Origin of the sequence: Exiguobacterium sp. s150 (assembly GCF_018618435.1) — a bacterium.
GTDB classification, from domain to species: domain Bacteria; phylum Bacillota; class Bacilli; order Exiguobacteriales; family Exiguobacteriaceae; genus Exiguobacterium; species Exiguobacterium alkaliphilum.
On sequence record NZ_JACSMC010000068.1, the window covers coordinates 1 to 1,660 of the forward strand.

Below are 1,660 nucleotides of genomic sequence, written 5' to 3' on the forward strand. Positions count from 1 at the left end.
CTGAAACGTGACTTTGTCGTTTTCGGGCCTTGAGGCGCTCTGCCCGAGCCCCTTTTTCAGGCGGGCTGGGCGTTCTTCCATGCCCAGCCCGCCATCTTCTTGAGATTGAGGGCAGCAAAAGTAAGCATCGCCTGCATTGAAACTTTTTCAAGTCCCCGGTAACGGGTCCAACGCATGCCATGCTTCTCTTTTGCGTCCGCAAACACGCGCTCGACCGTTTGTTTCCGACGGTCATAGATGTTGCGGTTCAGTTCGGTGTGGCGGAGGTCTTCGACCTCGTCCATATAAGATTGCCAGAGGTGTCGTTCGATGATCCGCTGATGCTTCTGGCTCTTCGTGCACTGCTCGAGCAACGGGCAGTTCACACAAACGGTGGGATTCGAGACGTATTTACGTTTCCCCTCGCGCATCGTGGTGCTGTACGTTAATAACTCGTTGTTCGGGCAGATGTAGACGTCATGGTGCTCGTCGTAGATGAAATCTTTGGTCTTGAAGGCGCCCTTCTTGCCCTTCGGGCGCGTGTACGGGAAGACCGGCAGGATTCCATGGTCGATCAGCAATTTGGCGATGGCAGGGTTTTTATAGGCGGAGTCGGCGGCGACGGCGAACGGTTGAATCAGACGGTTGGAGACCTTGTCGAGCAGATCTGGGAACGCGAGACTGTCATGCACGTTCCCAGGTGTAACGATGGCACCGAGCACGAACCCATGGGCGTCGCTCGCCGCATGGACCGAGTAAGCGAACTGCTTCTCACGCTCACCTTTTACGTAATATCCACTCTCAGGGTCTGTCGTGCTGACCTTGATTTCCTTCGTCTCCTCCGCCTGATTCTTTTTTGGCCCTAAGGGCTTCTTTCCACTTTCTTCACGGTCTCGCTCGACCTCGGCATCGAGTTGTTCCTGATAGTGTTTCACCTCTTGCCGGACGGTCTTCTTAACGAGCTTCCGCTTGTTTGCGTTCGCTTTGACGTGTGTCGAGTCGACGAATAGGACGGCGCGATCGATGAACCCTGCGTCCGCAGCCTGTTCAAGGATATGATAGAAGATGTCGTCGAATAAGCTCGTGTATTGAAACCGACGCACATAGTTCTTCCCGAACGTCGAGAAATGTGGCACCTTGTCCGTGAATCCGAACCCGAGAAACCAACGGTATGCGACGTTCGTCTCGATCTCACGAATCGTCTGTCGCATGGATCGGATACCGAACAGGTACTGAAGAAAGGCCATCTTGATCAGGACGACAGGGTCGACGCTTGGCCGGCCACGGTCCTCAGAATATAAGTCCTCCACGAGCGGATAGATGAACTCAAAGTCGATCACCGCCTCGATTTTTCGGACCAGATGGTCCGCTGGCACAAGCTCGTCGAGCGTGACCATCTCCAGTTGTGTCCGATTGGTTTCCGATTCTGTTGATTTCCTGATCATCCGATTCGCCTCCATAATTGTTTCTATATCTCTCATTATAAAAAAGCGACGACGGTACGAAAAGAGGGATTGATGCGTGGGCCGACTGCGGGCACGGCGAGACTTCCAGGGGATTAGCAAGCAAAGGGAGACCCAGCAGCGACAAAGTCGCGATGCGGCTCCCTGCTTGCCCCCAGAAAAGCGAGCTGTGCCCGGTCGGGCAAATAAAAAAGACTGCAGACAATGTTTTGTCTACA

Annotated in this window: 1 protein-coding gene; it reads right to left on the reverse strand. The window is 53.9% G+C overall.

Annotation, left to right across the window (positions count from 1 at the left end; translation table 11 throughout):
* Nucleotides 1–56: 56 nt before the first annotated feature.
* The gene (locus KNP76_RS15480; protein WP_214845037.1) at nt 57–1,424 is read right to left on the reverse strand and encodes an IS1182 family transposase; all 1,368 of its coding nucleotides are present in this window, start codon (nt 1,422–1,424) and stop codon (nt 57–59) included.
* Nucleotides 1,425–1,660: the final 236 nt, after the last annotated feature.

Excerpts from the sequence above, each read along its gene's own strand:
- KNP76_RS15480 (WP_214845037.1), bottom strand. The coding sequence starts at position 1,424 with ATGATCAGGAAATCAACAGAATCGGAAACCAATCGGACACAACTGGAG.